The sequence below is a fragment of the Streptomyces sp. NPDC055506 genome (genome assembly GCF_053643595.1).
This window is the reverse complement of record NZ_JBSHKH010000004.1, coordinates 17,261-33,597: the sequence shown is the minus strand read 5'-3', so window position 1 is coordinate 33,597 and position 16,337 is coordinate 17,261. Positions and strand designations below refer to the sequence as shown.

Annotated in this window: 16 protein-coding genes; 4 read left to right on the top strand and 12 right to left on the bottom strand. The window is 71.2% G+C overall.

Features of this window, described 5'->3' with window-relative positions; genetic code table 11:
• Positions 1 to 33 precede the first annotated feature (33 nt).
• The 3 genes from ACWIF2_RS02600 to ACWIF2_RS02590 form a co-directional block, all read right to left on the bottom strand.
• On the bottom strand, positions 34 to 726 hold the full coding sequence (locus ACWIF2_RS02600; RefSeq protein WP_454358185.1) for an alpha/beta fold hydrolase: 693 nt from the start codon (positions 724 to 726) through the stop codon (positions 34 to 36).
• Positions 723 to 2,312 (bottom strand): purine-cytosine permease family protein, encoded by a 1,590-nt coding sequence (locus ACWIF2_RS02595; RefSeq protein ID WP_454358184.1) that lies wholly within the window; start codon positions 2,310 to 2,312, stop codon positions 723 to 725. Before ACWIF2_RS02595 ends, ACWIF2_RS02600 begins: the two co-directional genes overlap by 4 nt.
• A 206-nt stretch (positions 2,313 to 2,518) precedes the next feature.
• Positions 2,519 to 3,076 (bottom strand): hypothetical protein, encoded by a 558-nt coding sequence (locus ACWIF2_RS02590; RefSeq protein ID WP_454358183.1) that lies wholly within the window; start codon positions 3,074 to 3,076, stop codon positions 2,519 to 2,521.
• 324 nt (positions 3,077 to 3,400) lie between these two features.
• Here ACWIF2_RS02590 and ACWIF2_RS02585 point away from each other — a divergent pair, with 324 nt between their 5' ends.
• On the top strand, positions 3,401 to 3,835 hold the full coding sequence (locus ACWIF2_RS02585) for a protease inhibitor (RefSeq protein ID WP_454358182.1): 435 nt from the start codon (positions 3,401 to 3,403) through the stop codon (positions 3,833 to 3,835).
• A gap of 127 nt (positions 3,836 to 3,962) precedes the next feature.
• Here ACWIF2_RS02585 and ACWIF2_RS02580 read toward each other — a convergent pair whose 3' ends face one another.
• From ACWIF2_RS02580 to ACWIF2_RS02560, 5 genes are read right to left on the bottom strand one after another with little or no spacing between them, the layout of a single operon-like run.
• Positions 3,963 to 4,169 (bottom strand): CDGSH iron-sulfur domain-containing protein, encoded by a 207-nt coding sequence (locus ACWIF2_RS02580; protein ID WP_193481250.1) that lies wholly within the window; start codon positions 4,167 to 4,169, stop codon positions 3,963 to 3,965.
• Entirely contained in the window at positions 4,150 to 4,800 is a 651-nt protein-coding gene (locus ACWIF2_RS02575) for a HemK2/MTQ2 family protein methyltransferase (protein ID WP_454358180.1), read from the bottom strand. Before ACWIF2_RS02575 ends, ACWIF2_RS02580 begins: the two co-directional genes overlap by 20 nt.
• A 21-nt stretch (positions 4,801 to 4,821) precedes the next feature.
• Positions 4,822 to 5,835, bottom strand: a complete 1,014-nt coding sequence (locus ACWIF2_RS02570; protein WP_454358179.1) for an iron-containing redox enzyme family protein — start codon at positions 5,833 to 5,835, stop codon at positions 4,822 to 4,824.
• Between the two features lie 54 nt (positions 5,836 to 5,889).
• A complete protein-coding gene (locus ACWIF2_RS02565) occupies positions 5,890 to 6,078 on the bottom strand; it encodes a hypothetical protein (protein ID WP_454358178.1) in 189 nt (62 codons plus the stop codon).
• A 46-nt stretch (positions 6,079 to 6,124) separates the two neighbouring features.
• Positions 6,125 to 7,135, bottom strand: a complete 1,011-nt coding sequence (locus tag ACWIF2_RS02560) for a Ppx/GppA phosphatase family protein (RefSeq protein ID WP_454358176.1) — start codon at positions 7,133 to 7,135, stop codon at positions 6,125 to 6,127.
• A 133-nt stretch (positions 7,136 to 7,268) separates the two neighbouring features.
• Here ACWIF2_RS02560 and ACWIF2_RS02555 point away from each other — a divergent pair, with 133 nt between their 5' ends.
• Together ACWIF2_RS02555 and ACWIF2_RS02550 are read left to right on the top strand one after the other, a co-directional pair.
• Positions 7,269 to 7,610, top strand: coding sequence for an ArsR/SmtB family transcription factor (locus tag ACWIF2_RS02555; RefSeq protein ID WP_454358175.1), 342 nt, complete (start codon positions 7,269 to 7,271; stop codon positions 7,608 to 7,610).
• Positions 7,611 to 7,616: 6 nt separating this feature from the next.
• On the top strand, positions 7,617 to 8,144 hold the full coding sequence (locus ACWIF2_RS02550) for an SRPBCC family protein (RefSeq protein WP_454358174.1): 528 nt from the start codon (positions 7,617 to 7,619) through the stop codon (positions 8,142 to 8,144).
• A 4-nt stretch (positions 8,145 to 8,148) separates the two neighbouring features.
• Here ACWIF2_RS02550 and ACWIF2_RS02545 read toward each other — a convergent pair whose 3' ends face one another.
• The 4 genes from ACWIF2_RS02545 to ACWIF2_RS02530 all read right to left on the bottom strand — a co-directional run bounded on the left by ACWIF2_RS02545 (position 8,149) and on the right by ACWIF2_RS02530 (position 14,333).
• The gene (locus ACWIF2_RS02545; RefSeq protein ID WP_454358173.1) at positions 8,149 to 10,971 is read right to left on the bottom strand and encodes an NHLP bacteriocin export ABC transporter permease/ATPase subunit; all 2,823 of its coding nucleotides are present in this window, start codon (positions 10,969 to 10,971) and stop codon (positions 8,149 to 8,151) included.
• Position 10,972: 1 nt separating this feature from the next.
• Positions 10,973 to 13,198, bottom strand: coding sequence for an NHLP family bacteriocin export ABC transporter peptidase/permease/ATPase subunit (locus tag ACWIF2_RS02540; protein ID WP_454358172.1), 2,226 nt, complete (start codon positions 13,196 to 13,198; stop codon positions 10,973 to 10,975).
• Positions 13,195 to 14,001, bottom strand: coding sequence for an HlyD family efflux transporter periplasmic adaptor subunit (locus ACWIF2_RS02535; protein ID WP_454358171.1), 807 nt, complete (start codon positions 13,999 to 14,001; stop codon positions 13,195 to 13,197). Before ACWIF2_RS02535 ends, ACWIF2_RS02540 begins: the two co-directional genes overlap by 4 nt.
• Positions 14,002 to 14,117: 116 nt before the next feature.
• Complete coding sequence (locus ACWIF2_RS02530; RefSeq protein WP_189721965.1) at positions 14,118 to 14,333, bottom strand: type A2 lantipeptide; 216 nt, start codon at positions 14,331 to 14,333, stop codon at positions 14,118 to 14,120.
• Positions 14,334 to 15,076: 743 nt separating this feature from the next.
• On the opposite strand from ACWIF2_RS02530, the gene ACWIF2_RS02525 reads away from it, so the two are divergent.
• On the top strand, positions 15,077 to 16,337 hold a 1,261-nt coding region (locus tag ACWIF2_RS02525; protein ID WP_454358170.1), incomplete at its 3' end, for a S1 family peptidase.

Below are 16,337 nucleotides of genomic sequence, written 5' to 3'. Positions count from 1 at the left end.
GACCATACCGACCGGTAGGCAGGAGGGGGCTGATCAGGGCCGGGCCACCGACTCGTGCAGGACGCGTGCCAGTTCGCGCGGGCTGGAGAACATCGGCCAGTGGCCGGTGTCCATCTCGATCAGCTCCCAGCGGTCGCTCTTGAGCAGTTCGGCCACCACGGGCATCGGCTCTTCGCCGTCGAGCAGGCACTTGATGTAGGTCGCCGGGAGCTCGCCGAGGGGACGGGTGAGCTCGGCCGGTGCGGTGAGCGTGGCACCGGGGTGCGGGGTGGCGTTCACGATCCGGGTGATCTGCTCGTCCGTCAGACCCTGTCCCGCGTACTCCGGCGCGCCGAGCGGCGGCCAGTACCCGTCGTGGTCGGCGATCGACCGCTGTACGTCCTCGCTCGGCCAGCCCGACAGGAACGACTCCCCGTCCACCGGGACGTTCGCGTCGACGAACACCACGCGCCGCAGCCGGTCACCGATCAGCTCGGCGGCCTGCCCGACCGGTACGCCCGCGTAGCTGTGCCCCACCAGCACCACGTCCCGCAGATCGAGCCGCTCGACCTCGTCGACGATGTCCTGGACGTGCGTCCGCTGCCCCGCGGGCAACCCCTGCTTCTCGGCGAGGCCGGACAGCGTCACGGCACGCACGTCGTGCCCGGCCGCGCGCAACTCGCCCGCGACCTCGTCCCACGCCCACGCCCCGAGCCATGCCCCGGCCACCAGTACGAAGTTGGTCATGCGGGCAACTTAGCCGAGGGGTCTGACAACGCCCCCTCGGGGCCCGGCCCCGTGATCGGCGGCACGGGCACCTCGACGGTCCGGGCCAGCCGGGCGCCCTCGGGGCCGTACACCGCCCGGGGTTCGGGGAACAGCCACAGCAGGGCCAGGAACAGCACCGCCGCCACGACCAGCGACAGCGGCAGGCTGATGTCGACACCGCCGGCCAGGTCGCCGAGCGGGCCGACGAACTGCCCGGGGATGTTGGTGAACAGCACGCCGAGCACCGCCGACACCCACCAGGCGGTCATGCCCCGCCAGTTCCAGCCGTGCGCGAACCAGTAGCGGCCGCCTCGCTGACGGCGGTTGAAGACCTGGAGCGCCTCCGGGTCGTACCAGCCGCGCCGCGTCCAGTAGCCCAGCATCATGACGACCATCCACGGTGTGGTGCAGGTGATGATCATCGTGGCGAAGGTCGAGATGGAGCGCACGAGGTCGAGCCCGAACCGGCCGGCGAAGATGAACGCGATCGACAACGCGCCGACCAGCAGCGTCGCCTGGACCCGGGACAGCCTCGGGAACACGGAGGAGAAGTCGAGCCCGGTGCCGTAGAGCGCTGTCGTGCCCGTCGCCATGCCGCCGATCAGCGCCAGCAGGCACACCGGCAGAAAGAACCAGCCCGGGGAGATCGCGAGCAGCCCGCCCACGAAGTCGGGGGCCGCCGGGTCGACGTACTCCGGCGCCTGGGCCGCGATGATGCTCGCGGTCGTCAGGCCGAACAGGAACGGCAGCAGCGTCGCGAGCTGTGAGAGGAACGCGGCCCCGACCACCTTCCGGCGCGAGGTGCTCGCCGGGATGTAGCGCGACCAGTCGCCGAGGAACGCCCCGAACGACACCGGGTTCGACAGCACGATCAGCGCCGCCCCGATGAACGACGGCCAGAACAGGTCCGCCGTCGCCGCGTCCGCCGAGTCGGTGAAGACGCCCGCGTACGACGGGTCGAAGTCCCCCGCGAACGCCACCGCGCCGAGCAGGAACAGGGCGCTCGCCGAGGTCACCGCGATCTTGTTGACGAACAGCATGAACCGGAAGCCGTAGACGCAGACGGCGAGGACCAGCACCGCGAACACCGCGTAGGCGACGGCGTAGGACAGATCGTCCCGGGCGAGTCCGAAGAGCCGGTGGGCGCCGCCGACCAGGGCGTCACCGGAGCTCCACACCGAGATGGAGAAGAACGCGACCGCCGTCAGCAGGGACAGGAACGAGCCGACCACCCGGCCGTGCACCCCGAGGTGCGCGGACGAGGAGACGGCGTTGTTGGTGCCGTTGACCGGGCCGAACACCGCCATCGGACACAGGATCAGCGCGCCCGCGACGACCCCGAGGAGGGTGGCCGCTAGGCCCTGCCAGAAGGAGAGGCCGAACAGGATGGGGAAGGCACCGAGGACGCAGGTGGAGAAGGTGTTGGCGCCGCCGAAGGAGAGCCGGAACAGGTCCAGCGGGGTCGCGGAGCGCTCGGCGTCGGGGATCCGGTCGACGCCGTGGGTCTCGACCTCCGTCAGGGACGGGGGAGACGCGGCGGGGGAGGGGCGGTCGGCCGAGGACAAGTGGGCTCCAGCGGGGACGGGTCGGCGGAGCGCGGTGTGACGCGACGACTTGAGCGGACGGCCGCCCGCCGGTGCCGGGGTGTGCGGCGGCGCGCGGATGCCGTCCTCATGGGGTCTGCCGACCGTAAATGATCACGAGCGGGCGACGCCAGAGGACGGATCATCCATTCTTGGCGATGCTGTTGGACGATTCCTCCACTCCTCGGTCACTCCTCGTCGTCGGCGGGCGGTGTGCGGTCCGTCCCGGCGTCCGGCCCCTGGGCTCGCACCCGCTGCACGTGTTCCAGGGAATCGCGCAACTCCGCGAGCCAGTCGTCCGTATGGCGCTGGACCAGGCGCACGCACCAGGCCAGCGCGTCGCTGCGGCTGCGGGCGACGCCGCCGGCGATCAGGGTGTCCAGGACCTGGCGCTCCGGCTGGCGCAGCCGCGTCATCACCGGCGCGGCCACGTGTGTGAAGAGCGCCCGCCGCCCACCGCACTCCACGCCCCAGGACACCTTCCGGCCGAACCGGTGCTCGGCCTCCCGTGCCACGGCCATCCGGTCCTCGCGGGTGCGCTCCCGGAACTCCTGCACCCGGCTTTCCAGGGCCGCCTCCCGCTCGGCGTCCGGAGCGTCCTCCGCCAGCCGGGGTTCGGGGATGCGGCCGATCACGGTGATCTCCTCGCGGTCGACCGTGAGCTCGGTCAGTTCCTCGAAGAGGTCGTCGGGGAGGCGGCCGGCGAACCAGCCGCGCAACTTCTCTCGCTGCTCATTAGTAATCATGTAATGACGATTACTCGACCCGCGCATGAACACAAGGGGTGGCGAAGTGGTCGGCTGAGAGCGGAATCGGAATGTTTCAGGCCTATTAACGAACAGTGGGAAATCGGCCATCTGGCCGCATCGTGCCCCCGAGGTCCGTGCGGTTACGGGCTTCACCCGTGTGGATTCCGTAACTTCACGCCACTGATTCAACACGAAATGTTACTGAAACCAGTGGGGTCGATGTGTGTTTCGGCGGTGGACTCGGCAGACTCGCGCTCGCCGATCCGGCACCGAACGAGCATGGATCGGCACACCCTGTAATCGAGCGGAAGGATGCACACAATGCGGAGCACCGCGCGCTGGGCCATGACCCTCGGCCTGACGGCCACCGCCGTCTGCGGACCCCTCACCGGGTCCGCGCTCGCCAGTCCGGGTCAGGCCCCCACCGCGCTCTACGCCCCCTCGGCCCTCGTTCTCACGGTGGGCCACGGTGAGAGCGCGATCGCCGTGACCCCGGAACGCGCGGTCACCCTGACCTGCGCCCCGAGGCCCGGCGGCACGCACCCGGCCGCCGGCTCGGCCTGTACGGAACTCCTGGGCGTCGGCGGGAACATCGACGCCCTGAGCGCCAGGGACGGAGTGATGTGCACCAAGCAGTACGACCCCGTGGTCATCACCGTCGACGGTGTCTGGCAGGGCAAGCGCGTCTCGTACGAGCGCACCTTCTCCAATGACTGCGTGAAGAACGCCCACGGTTCGGGCCTCTTCGCGTTCTGAGACCGGGATCGCGCCGTTCCCGTGAAGTAGGCGGCCCGTTGCTGGGGAGCCGGGTTGCCGACGCGGGGATCCGCGATCTCGTACAGGGGGCCGGCGGGCGGAGTGGGGCCGCCCGTCGGCCCCCGGGTCATGCCCGGTCGCGGTGGCTCGTGTCGCACCACGGGTAGCGGCGGCTGCGGCGGCAGGTGCACAGGGCCACGCGGAAGCGGTCGGAGCGGACGACGGAGCCGTCCTCCAGCTCCACCTCCACCGGGCCCTCCACCAGGAGCGGGCCCTTGCGCTGGACGGTGATGCGCCGCGGCGGCGCGGACCGGTCAGACGGGGAGTTCGGCACGGACGACCACCAGCTCTTCCTCGTTCTCGGCGGCGTGCAGCAGCCCCCGCTGCCGCAGCCAGCGTTCCCGGCCGCGCAGCACCGGCCCGAACGCGATCCGGCGCCGGCGGATCACCGCGGCCTTCAGGCCGGAAGCGCGCAACTGCCCGACGGTCAGGTCCGGGTCGCTCAGCGCCGACTGCACGAGCAGGAGGACCCCGCCCGGACGCAACAGGGCGGGCGCCTCCCGGCAGATCCGGTCGACGACCAGCCGCCCGTCTCCGCCCGCGTCCCAGGCCCGGGCCGAGCCGCGCGGCTCCCTGCCGCCCGGCGCCGGCACGTACGGGGGATTGGCCAGGATCAGATCGAACGACTCCCCGCGCACGGGATCGAAGAGGTTGCCGTGCCGGATACGGAGGGGGAGTCCCGCCAGCCGGGCGTTCAGCCGCGCCGCCCACACGGCGCCCCGGGACACGTCCACGGCGGTCACACGGAGACCGCGGCGCGCGGCGGCCAAGGCCAGAGCGCCCGTCCCGGTGCCCACGTCGAGGACCTCGGCGCCCGGGGGCACCGGCTCGTCGGACAGGGCACCGGCCAGCAGCTCGGTGTCCTCCTGCGGGGCGTAGACGCCCGGGGGTACCAGTGGATTCACGCCGCTCGGGTACCCCGGACATCAGGAGATATGGGCTGTCTCCCGAGCAAGCGGTGCATACAGTGACGAACGTGACGCGCGCCAGTCGGTGAGCAGCCGGTCGCCGAGGCGGTCCTCGACGAACCCGGTGGCGTCGATCCCGAAGGCCACATCGGCGGCGAGATGCGGCTCCCGCTCCAGCAGACCGCCGATGACGTCGTGGCGCACCACCTGCTCGTGGACCGCGTCGGCCTCCACGTGCTCGTCGTAGAAGTGCTCGGCCGCGGGCCCGGCGCCCGTGCGGCGCATCGCCTCGGCGAGTCGCCGCGACCCCGGTGACGAGGTGATCTCGACCGCCGCGAAGTGGCCCACCAGGGCGCCCCTGAGGGCCCGGTGCAGGCCGAAGAGGGACATGAGGTTCACCGTCACCAGGGCCTCGGCCGTCGCCGCGTCGAGGTAGCGGCCGTAGGCGGTGTCCAGGCCCAGATCCGTCATCAGGTCGGCGAACAGCCGCGCGTGGACGCGGTCGGCGCGGCCGCCGCCCCACTCGTCGAACTCCACCGCTGCCATCGCGGCCTTCGCCCGGCCCCACAGCCGCGGCAGCACCCAGGCGTGCGGGTCGGCCTCCTTGAGGTGGTACAGCGAGCGCTGGGCCGCGTACTCGCGCACCTGCCACAGTTCGCCCTCGTCCCGCAGGAAGTGCGTGACGCCTGTGCCGTGGACGGGCTCCACCAGCAAACCCCGCAGCGCCTCGTCCAGGTTGTCGTGGACCTTGGCGTCGGCGCGCAGCGCGGACAGGAAGCGGTGCTCCAGGGCCGCTCGGACGCGCAGCAGATCGGGGTCCCACTCCAGCTCCGGGGCGACGCCCGCGAAGCCGCGGTAGTGCAGCTCGTAGCACAGGTACAGGGCGAGCTGGAGGTCGTCGCCGTAGACCTGGGCCCGGGCCGCTTCCTCAGGGCGGGGCAGCGCGCCCGCGCCCCGCAGGTACGCCTCGACGCCCCTGCTCAGCGGGCCGCGCGGGGTGGGCAGGGGCGGTTCGTCACGGTCGTGCTCCATGCGCGCCGGGTACCCGGGCGAGGGCCGGTCACCCGCCCGCGTCACCCGCGCGCGTCACTCTCCTTCGGACTCCTCCTGCGCACGCTCGTTCGGCGTGATGGCGTCCCCGGCCTCACCCCGGCGACGTCGCTGCCCGGGGGAGTCCTCGGTGCGGTTCTCGGCGTCCTCTATCTCGCGCAGGACTTCATCGAGGGCCGTCTCGGGCTGCTTGCCGGAGGTGTCCTGGTTCTTGTCGTGGGACATCGGGGTCTCCCTTCCGCGTTCGGTACGTCATTTCCGTGCGCCGTGATCAGTTGGCCGCGGCGGCCGCGATGCGCAGCGGCACCGGGTCAGGAGGAGTGGTCTCCTCGTTGCGGCGGGTCACCTCAGCCCACCAGGACGGGCCGTCCTCGATGTGACGCAGCAGCACGCCCTCGCGGATCGCCCAGGGGCAGACCGTGACGGACCGGATGCCGGCCAGCTTCATCGCGGTGTGCGCGACCACCGCGCCGGCCAGGCTCTGCGAGGCCCGCGGCGCGGAGATGCCGGGCAGGCGCGCGCGTTCGGCTGCGGGCAGGGCGGTCAGCGTCGTGATCGCCTCCCGCAGCCCCACGCGGTGCAGTTCCCGGTCCACGAACGGGCCGTGGCGTCCGGGTGCGGCGCCGCACAGCCGACCCAGCTGCTGGAAGGTGCGGGAGGTGGCGACCGCGGTACGCGGGCCCTCCCAGCGGATCCGCGCCGCGACGTCCCGCAGCTGATGGCGGACCCTGCGGCGCAGCGCCCGCACCCGCTCCGGCGACGGCGGGTCCTCGTCCTCGAAGAACTCGTGGGTGAGCCGCCCCGCGCCCAGCGGCAGCGACGCCACGAAGTCGGGCAACCGGCCGCGCCCGAAGGCGACTTCCAGTGAGCCGCCGCCGATGTCGAGCAGGGCGAGCGGCCCGGACCGCCAGCCCATCCAGCGCCGGGCCCCGAGAAACGTCAGCTCGGCCTCGACCTCGCCCGGCAGCGTGCACAGGTCCACGCCGGTACGGGCCCGGACGGTGTGCAACACCTCATGCCGGTTCGGCGCGTTGCGCACCACGGCGGTCGCGAAGGCGAGCGGGCCCGCCGCGCCCCACCGGGTGGCCGTCCGGCTCGCCTCGGCGACCGCGTCGACGAGTTGACCGACGGCCTGCTCAGGGATGGGTCCCCCCGGTGTGACCTGTTCGGACAGCCTGAGTCGCCACTTCGCGGTGTGCACCGGCAGCGGTACGCCGTCCTCCGCGTCCGAGACGACGAGTCTGACCGTGTTCGATCCCACATCCATCACGCTGATTCGCATTGGACGTGGGTACCCAAATACGGGCCGGAGCAACGGAAGCGTGCCCGGAGTACGGCGAAGTCACGCCATCGGACACAAGCGCGCACGGGTATATTCCTTGACAGGTATATAACGCCAGAGGCATATTGAAGTCATGTCCGACGCCGCCCTCTGGACCGCCCTCGCCGATCCCCACCGGCGGGCCATCGTCGCCCTTCTCCTGGAGCGGCCCCGGGCCGTCGGTGAGATCGTCGAGGCGTGCCGACTGAGCCAGCCGAGCACCTCCAAGCACCTGAAAGTGCTGCGGGAGGCGGGCCTGGTCCGGGTGCGGCAGGACGCGCAGCGACGCGTCTACGCCCTGGACCCAGGCCCGATCGCCGTACTCGACGCCTGGCTCGCCCCCTACCGCAAGCTCTGGAACGAGAGCCTCGACGCGCTGGGCCGCCGCCTCGACGAGACGCCGGACACCACGGAACCACCCGCACCGAAGGACTGATCCCCCATGGCAGCCGAACTCACCGGCACCTATCTGACCCTGGACGACGGCCGCCCCGCCGTCCGCTTCAGCCGCACCTACGACCATCCCGTCGACCGCGTCTGGCAGTTCGTGACCGACCCCGACGAACTGGAGCGCTGGTTCCCCTCCCGCGCCGAGATCGAACTGCGCCCCGGCGGCGCGGTCACGTTCAGCGGCGACCCGCACATGGCGGACTCCACAGGCCGCGTCATCGCCGTCGACCCGCCCCGGCACCTGTCGTTCGAGTGGGGCAGGGACGAACTGCGCTTCGACCTGGAGGAGGCCGGGGACAAGCGCACCCTCTTCACACTCACCAACGTCCTCCAGGCCGAGGACTCCGCCGCCCGCAACGGCGCCGGCTGGGAGGTGTGCCTGACCGCGCTGGACGCCAGGGCGCGCGGCGAGCAGATCGCCGGACCGCACGCCGGGGCCGACGCGCCCTGGCAGGAGCTCTACGCCGCCTATCGCGCGGCCGGTGTCCCCTCCGGCGCCCCGGTCCCCGGACTCGAGTGATCGCTCACGCCATCTGCCGTCGCACCAGCTCGTGCAGCCGGCCGCTGGTGTCGGCGAGCAGCAGGTCGGGCGGGCCCTGCTGGATGACCTTGCCGTCCTCCATCACCACGACCCGGTCGGCGTCCATCACGGTGGACAGCCGGTGCGCGATGACGACCCGGCTCGCGTTGAGCGCCTTGGTGCTCTCGATGACGGTGCGCTGGGTCTCGTTGTCGAGGGCACTGGTCGCCTCGTCGAAGAAGAGAATGCGCGGCCGGCGGATCAGCGCCTGCGCGATCATCAGCCGCTGGCGCTGACCGCCGGAGACGGCACCGCTGCCCGAAACGATGGTGTGCAGACCCATCGGCATCCGCTTGATGTCCTCGGCGAGGCCCGCCATCTCGGCCGCCGCCATCGCCTCCTCCGGCGTGTACGGCTCGGTGCCGCAGATGACGTCCAGGATCGAGCCGGTGAACGGCTGCGCGTGCTGGAGCACCACCCCGCACTGCCGGCGCACCGCCGACTGGTCGAGGGCCCCCAGGTCCTGCCCGTCGTACAGCACGCTGCCCGACAGCGGCCGGTCGAAGCCGATCAGCAGACGCAACAGCGTCGACTTGCCGCAGCCGCTGGGGCCGACGATCGCGACGAACTCGCCCGGCTTCACCTCGAACGACACCTCGTCCAGGATCAGCGGACCGTCGTCCGAGTACCGGAAGGACACCCGCCGTGCCTCGATCGCGCCGGACAGCGGACCCGGCCGTGTGCTCGCCGTCCGCACCTCCGGCGTCGCGTCCAGCACCGGCCTGATCTCCTCGAACAACGGCAGCGCGGCCACCGCGGAGACGAACGAGCCGGTCAGCTGGGTGACCGCGGTCAGCACCATCGTCACCGAGGTGTTGAAGGTGAGGAACGCGGCAGCCGACATCGAGCCCCGGGCCGGGCCCGCCAGCAGCATGAACATCAGCAGCGTGCACAGCGGCAGATACACCGCGCCCAGCACCGTCGAGAGGTTCTTGATGCGGCCGACCTTCTGCTGGAGCTCACGGCTGCGCGCGAACTCCGACGCCCACGCGGCGTACGCGTAGTTCTCTGCGGCGGCCACCCGCAGCTTGGGCAGGCCGCGCAGGGTCTGGAACGCCTGGTTGTTCAGCTTGTTGGAGAGCACGACCAGCCGCCGCTGCCAGCGCACCTGCCACAGCCCCAGCCCCAGGAACACGGCCGCGATGACGACGAGCATGCCGATCGCGGCCATCGCCATCGGCACGCTGAACCACAGCAGCAGCCCCAGGTTCATCGCCCCGATGGTCACCGACTGGGCGACCGTCGGCCCGACTCCCGCCAGCAGCCGGCGGATCGAGCTGATGCCCATGGCCGCGCTGGCCAGTTCGCCGGTGGAGCGCTCGGTGAAGAACCGCGTCGGAAGTCTGAGCAGCCGGTCCCACACGGCCGGCTGGAGCGTCGCCTCGATCCGGCCCTCGATCCGCAGGATGGTGAGGTTCTGCAACAGCATGAAGGCCGCCGCCACCACGCTGCTGAGCATCACCGCCAGACACACCTGCACGATCAGGTTCGTCTGGGCCTTGGGCACGAACTCGCCGAGCACCTTGCCGGTCGCGATGGGCACCATCGCGCCGATCGCCACCGTGACCAGGCCGCTGAGCAGCAGCCCCGTCAGGTCGCCGCGCATGCCCTGCATACAGAACCGCAGCAGCCCGAGCGGGCTGAGCCGCCGCTCGGGCAGCGGACGGTAGAACATCACCGCACGCGGCTCGAACTCGTCGGCGTTGGCCTTCTCGACAGGCGTCTCACGGCCGGTCGACGGATGGACGGCGACATAGCCGCCGCGCCGCCACAGCAACGCCACCGGCGCACCCGACAGGGCCCGGTGGCCGACCAGCGGCCCCACGTTGTCCCGCCACCAGCGGCCGTCCAGGCGCACGGCCCGGGTACGGACGCGCGATGCGAGAGCGACCTGCTCGACCGGGTCGAGGCGGTCGCCCCCGGTGCCCTTCTGGGTGGGCTCGGTGAGGCGGATCCCGGCCGCCTGGCCGACCAGCTTGCAGGCCGCGTAGGAGGCGTCGGCGTCGGCCGGGGTGGTCCGCTTCGACGACCGCTTGCCGATGGAGGCGAGCAGCGTCTGGTCTGCCTGGGCGCGGACCGCCTCACCGGCCTTGATGCCCTCGGCCGTCCGCGTCTCGTGGGTGCTCTCCAGCTCCTCGATCCAGCGGTCCAGCGTGGTCAGCAGCCGGTACTGCTGGTCGACCATGCTCTGCCAAAGCGCCGGGTCCATCAGCAGGTCGGCCGCGGCCTCCGCGCCGTACAGCGAGCCGTACTGCACGCTGCCCGGCGGCACCTGCATCCAGAACACGTCGTCGTCCGTGGGCGCCGCGGCCCGCTCGGTCGCCATCGGTGCCTGGAAGAGGATGGACAGGCTGCGGCCGACACCCAGGGCGAGCGCGTACTCCAGCGGACTCGTCGTCGGAGGCACGTACTGGGGATTGCCGTACTCGTCGTACGACCAGGTCGCGGTGTCGGCGGGCTGGTACAGCTCGCGCAGGCCGATGCGGTGCACCACACAGTCCCGCAGCGGGCGGGCGACCAGCGTGTGCTGCGGGCCCGGCACCGGGCCGAGCACCAGCGAGCCCGCCTCCAGACGGCCCAGGTGGTGCCAGTGGCCCTGCTGGCCGGCGTCCACCGCGAACAGGTCCACGGCACCGGCCGCGACCAGCCACAGCACCTGCGGGCCCTCCAGGTCGAGACGGTTGAACCCGGCGCAGTCGATGCGCGAGCCCATCTGCCCGAACGCGTTGAGGACGAGGTCGCCCTCATGTCCCTGAACGGCCGTCATCTCACCGCTCCCTGACCAGCGTGGCGTACGCGCCGCCGCGCGCCACCAGCTCCTCGTGCCGTCCCCGCTCCACGACCGTGCCGTGCTCGAGGACGACGATCTCGTCGCTGTCGCGCACCGTGCTGAGCCGGTGCGCGATCACCACACAGGCACAGCCGCGCCTGCGCAGGTTGTCCATCACGACCAACTCGGTCTCCGCGTCCAGCGCGCTCGTCACCTCGTCCAGCACCAGGATGCTCGGCCGGCGCACCAGCGCCCGCGCGATCTCCAGACGCTGGCGCTGCCCGCCGGAGAAGTTGCGGCCGTCCTGCTCCACCTTGCTGTGGATGCCGCCGGGGCGGCGCGTGATCACGTCGTACAGGGCGGCGTCCCGCAGCGCGTCCTCCACCGCGTCGTCGGGGATCGACGGGTCCCACAGCGCCACGTTGTCGCGGACGGTGCCCTCGAAGAGGAACACGTCCTGGTCGACGAAGGAGACGGAGGCGGCCAGCGCCCCGCGCGGGATGTCGTCGATGCGCTGCCCGTCGATGCGGATCACGCCCTCCCACGGCGCGTACAGGCCGGAGATCAGCCTCGACACCGTGGACTTGCCGCTGCCGGAACCGCCGACCAGCGCGACCTGCCGGCCCGGGCCGACCGTCAGGTCGAAGCCCGTGAGCAGCGGCTTGTCGAGCGGGCTGTAGCCGAAGGTGATGTTCTCCAGCTCGACATGGCCCTGGAGACGGCGCGTCGACTCGCCGGAATCGGGCCGGCCGTAGAGCGGGTCGGCCTTGAAGTTCTCCACGTCCTTCAGCCGGGCCACGTCGGCCGCGAAGTCCTGGATGCGGCCCGCGACGCCGTTGAGCCGGGTCAGCGGGGCGGTGAAGCGGGCGACCAGGGCCTGGAAGGCGACCAGCAGGCCGACCGAGATATGACCCTCGACCGCCCGCATGCCGCCGATCCAGAGGATGAGCCCGCTGTTGAGGGTGGCCAGGGTCGGCGCGACCACGCCCAGCCAGGCGCTCGGCACACCGAGCCGCTGCTGCTCCTCCAGCGTGGTGGCGTGCTGCCCGGCCCACTTGCGGAAGTAGCCGTCCTCGCCTCCGGTCGCCTTCATCGTCTCGATCAGCTGAAGACCGGTGTAGGCGGTGTTGGTGAGCCGGGCCGTGTCGGCGCGCAGCTTCGCCGTACGGGTCGCGCGCAGCCGTACGACCACCCGCATGGCCACGATGTTCAGCAGCGCCACGCCGATGCCGACGAAGGTCAGCTGCGGGTCGTAGGTGTAGAGCAGCACCGCGTACAGGACCACCACGATCGCGTCCACGCCCGCCGCCGCGAGATCACGGGACAGGGTCTCGGCGACCGCGTCGTTGGACTGCAGCCGCTGGACGAGGTCGGCCGGGCTGCGCTGGGAGAAGAACGTCACCGGCAGCCGCAGCAGATGCCGCAGGAAGCGGGCGCTGGACAGGGTGGAGGAGATGATGCGCCCGTGCAGCAGATTGGCCTGCTGGAGCCAGGTCAGCACGACGGTGAGCAGGACGCACGCGCCCATCGACGCGAACAGAACGCCGAGCAGCGAGGTCTGGTTGCCGATCAGGAACTCGTCGATGTAGGTGCGGCTGAGCGCGGGCACCGCCGCGCCGACCGCCACCAGCAGCAGGCTCGACAGCACAGCGGCGGGCATCGTGCCGGCGGTGCCGCGCAGCCGGGCGGGCATGGCGCCCAGGACGCCGGGCTTGCGGCCGCCCCGGGTGAAGTCCTCGCCGGGCTCCATGACCAGCACGACACCCGTGAAGCTGCCGTCGAAGTCCTCCATCGGGACGAAACGGCGGCCCTTGCCGGGGTCGTTGATGTAGACCCCGCGGCGTCCGAAGCGGCGGCCCATGCCGTCGTAGACGACGTAGTGGTTGAACTCCCAGAACAGGACGGCCGGCGACTTCACCTCGGCGAGGGCGGCCAGGTCCATCTGCATGCCCTTGGCCGTCAGGCCGTAACTGCGGGCCGCCTTGAGGAGGTTGCTGGCGCGCGAGCCGTCGCGGGAGACGCCGCAGGCGATGCGCAGCTCCTCCAGCGGGACGTGCTTGCCGTAGTGGCCGAGCACCATCGCCAGGGAGGCGGCGCCGCACTCGACGGCCTCCATCTGGAGCACGGTGGGCGTGCGGACGGTCTTCGCGGCGGCCTTGGGCACCTTGCGCTTCGGCGGGGCCGCACGGCGCCTGCTCCGCGGCTCCTGTGCGGTGGCGCTCATGGCAGCAGCCAGTCGACGGGACGCTGGTCGGTGAGCCGTATCGAGCCCGAGGCCATCGTCATCGACGACAGCTTGTACGGCGGCCCGTCCGCGGACGACCACTTGTATCCGCTCTTCGTGCCGGACGACTTGTCCAGCCGGACCGTGACGGCCACGGGCCTGCCCTTCTTGGTGAACTGCTCGCCCAGCTGGCTGTCCCCGAGGAACGCGGAGATCTGCTGAGGGGACTGGGCCGCGCGGTCCACCGACTTCACATGGCCGCGCAGCACGCCGTACTCCTGGGTCGGCACCGACTGCACGGTCAGGTCCACCGCGGCGTCGTCGGGGATCGAGGCGGCGTTCTCGGCGGGGACGTAGACGGTCGCGTACAACGCGTCCCCGGTATGGGCGACCTTCTCGACGGCGGCCACGTTCGCGCCGGTCTGGATGATCTGCCCGACGGTCGCGGCGAGTCCGGAGACCCGGCCCGCGTCGAGCGCGCGCACGACGACCTCGCCCTTGGCCGTACGGACCTTGAGCACGGGGGAGTTGGCGGTCACCTGCTCGCCCTGCTTCGCGAGTACCGCGGTGACCTGGCCCGCGACGGGGCTCTGGAGGAGATAACTGCCCTGCCCGTGCGTGAGGATGGCGGGTGCGCTGACGGTGGAGGCCACCGAGCCGGTCACCGCCCACACCGAGGCGGCCGCCATCGCGACCACGGTCACCGAGAGCACGAGCCAGCCCTGCGGGCGGGCGAAACGCACCGGGAGGTCGAGTTCCTCCGGTGACTGGAGCTTGGCGAGGGCCTGTTGGCGGAACTGCAAGGAACTTCCCTCACCCGTAGAAGAGGTTCTTACGGCCGTGACGGAAGGGGTCACGGCACCCGAAGATCCCGGAACCGCCGGCTGCGGTTCCGGGAGTCAACGGCACAAGGGCTCGATCAGAGACCGGAGACCAGGCCGGTGACCGGGGCCGTGTTCAGGCCGGTGACACCCTCGACGGTGCCGACGGCGGTGTCGACGACGCCGGAGACCGGGGCGATGCTGTCAACCGTGTCGGTGACGGTGTTGACGGCGTTCACGGACAGGCCGCCGGAGATGGCGTCGAGCTGGGCGTCAGCGATCTCGACGGTCTCAACCTGGGGGGTGGAGTTCATGATGGAACTTCCCTTCATATGGATATCTCACAAGGGGGGAGCGGCCCCCTCTGGGGACAGATGACGGCCGCGACCGCGAGCGCCGGGCACCCGTTTCCGGAGTGCCCTCCGCGGCTCCCGCGATGCGATGGATCAAAGCACGCTGCGGGTCCGGGCTTCCAATCAACCAGCCGTCTCACCAGGGAACTTGCGCCCCAGCGGTACCTATTGGTGCAGGAGTGTGCACGTCTTGGTGGCGAGTTCTTCACATGCGCCACAGCATCGGCTCATCCGACGCCTTGCATCCGGAAGCGGCGAATCCGGCACTCCCGCCCCAAAGGCGTGTCAGGTACCTCCCGCTTGTGGATAACCCTCCGCTTGGTGACTGGGTTGAGCATTCGATGTGCAGATTCGCTGAAGTCGGGATTCGACTCGGTGTTCGCAACAGATCGTTTCCAGTCGGATACGGATCGTGTCGGTTCGGCGGACCGGGACGAGGGCCGCAGTCGAAAGACCGTCATTAAGCCAGGCACTGTCCCGGGCCGACCGGACTCCTCCGCCCGGTCTCTCGCCGTGACCAGGGAAGTCGTGGGCCGGACGGGTCGGCGTACGGGCAGCGGGAGTTGGCTGATTCCGCGATGCGAAGGGATCACTTGCAAACGCGATTGAACGCCCCCTGCGACCCCTGCGTACCTACAGCCATCCAGGCGCCCCCCAAGCTGCCGGACGGCGGCAAGGCTCCGTCCCCCCAGGAGGAGAGAAGTTTGAGTCACAAGCGAATTCCGAAGCGCAAGGCCGCGATAGCGGTGGGCGGCGTGGTGGCGCTCGGCGCGGCCGCGATCCTGCTCCCCAACGCCAACGCGTCACAGGACGGTTCGTCCGACGACGCGGCCGCCGCGCCGAAGACACTGAAGGCGGGCGACGCCTCGGATCTCGCCTCGCAGCTCTCCGGGCTCCTCGGTGAGGCGTTCGGCGGCTCCTACTACGACGGCGACAGCCAGCAGCTCGTCGTCAACGTCGTACCGGGCGACAACAACAACGTGATCGTGCAGGCGAAGGCGGCCGGCGCGAAGGTCCGCGAGGTCGACAACAGCTGGTCGGAGCTGCAGAGCGGCGCGTCGACCCTGAAGTCCGACGCGACCATCGCGGGCACCTCGTGGTCGATCGACCCGCGCACGAACAAGCTGCGTGTCACCGCCGACAGCACCGTGACCGGCGCCAAGTGGGACAGACTGGAATCGACGGTCAAGAGCCTCGGCACCGGCATGGCGACCCTCTCGAAGTCCGCGGGCACCTTCAAGCCGTTCGTCTCCGGCGGCGACGCCATCTTCGCGGGCGGCTCGCGCTGCTCCCTCGGCTTCAACGTCACCGCGGACGACGGCTCGCCCGCCTTCCTGACCGCCGGCCACTGCACCCTCGGCGGCAACGAGTGGTCGGACGCCGAGGGCGGCCAGCCGATCGCCACGGTCGACCAGTCCACCTTCCCGGGCGACGGCGACTTCGCGCTCGTGAAGTACGACGACCCGGCGACCGAGGCGCCCAGCGAGGTCAACACCGGCGACCAGACCGTCCCGATCACCGAGGCCGCGGAGGCGACCGTCGGCCAGCAGGTCTTCCGGATGGGCAGCACCACCGGGCTCAACGACGGCCAGGTCCTCGGACTCGACGCCACGGTGAACTACCCGGAGGGCACGGTCACCGGCCTCATCCAGACCGACGTCTGCGCCGAGCCCGGCGACAGCGGCGGCTCGCTGTTCACGCAGGACGGTCTCGCGATCGGCCTGACCTCGGGCGGCAGCGGTGACTGCACGGCCGGCGGCGAGACGTTCTTCCAGCCGGTGACCACCGCCCTTGAGGCGGTCGGCGCGACCCTCGGCGCGGGCGGCGCCGGCGGCGCGGGTGCCGGTGCCGGTGAAGAGGCCGGTGCGGGCGAGGAAGCCGGTGCGGGCGAGGAGGCCGGTGCTGGTGCGGGTGCCGGTGAAGAGGCCGGTGCGGGCGAGGAAGCCGGTGCGGGCGAGGAGGCCG